Genomic DNA, 674 nt, shown 5'->3' on the forward strand with positions numbered 1-674 from the left:
TGTTCATCTCCGGCGCTCCGACCGCCGACTTCCCCGCCGACGGCCTGCACCTGCACGCCACCGACGGCCCGGGCGAGTGGCTGCTGCGCGCCGTCGACGGCGGCTGGCAGGTCGGCACCGAGCACGCGAAGGGCGCGGTCGCGGTCCGGGGCTCCGCCTCCGACCTGCTGCTCCTGCTCTGGCAGCGGCGCTCCGCCGACCAGCTGGAGGTCTTCGGCACGGCCGAGGACCTGGCCGCCGTCCTGGCCCCGTTCGTCCGCAACTGACCGCTGCGGCGGTCCGGTTACTCGTTGACCAGGACCGGCACCGAGAGCACCGCGCTGGCCGGGGTCCCGGTGAGGCCGGTGGCGGGTACGGCGAAGTCGATGCCCTCGCCCTCGGCCCGGCGCTCGCCGTGGCTCACGCCGGCCGTCTCCTCCTCCTGGTAGTGGAAGCTGCCGGAGCCCAGCAGCCGGCCGCTCGCGTCGTAGAAGGCGGCCCGCACTTCCAGGGCGAGCAGGTCGCTGACGTCCGAGGTGATGGCGAGGTGGCCGGTGACGGCCGTGGCCTTCGGGTCCAGGCGCAGGCCGGTGAAGGTGAGCCGATCGGTGAACGGGCCCTGCTCCAGCCGGACTTCACCGGCGGCGGCCGGGCTGCCGACGACGGCGGCCGGGGCGGGCGCCTCGCGCGGGGCG

At 75.8% G+C, this 674-nt stretch carries 1 protein-coding gene and 1 pseudogene; one reads left to right on the forward strand and one right to left on the reverse strand.

Going from position 1 to position 674, the window contains the following annotated elements; translation table 11 throughout:
* A pseudogene (locus ABD323_RS43160) lies at positions 1-266 on the forward strand (hypothetical protein); the annotation flags it as partial.
* A gap of 17 nt (positions 267-283) precedes the next feature.
* Here ABD323_RS43160 and ABD323_RS43165 read toward each other — a convergent pair.
* Positions 284-674 (reverse strand): hypothetical protein (locus ABD323_RS43165; RefSeq protein WP_344447499.1); only part of this gene is annotated, 391 nt, incomplete at its 5' end.

Source organism: Kitasatospora nipponensis (assembly GCF_039528135.1).
Classification (GTDB): Bacteria; Actinomycetota; Actinomycetes; order Streptomycetales; family Streptomycetaceae; genus Kitasatospora; species Kitasatospora nipponensis.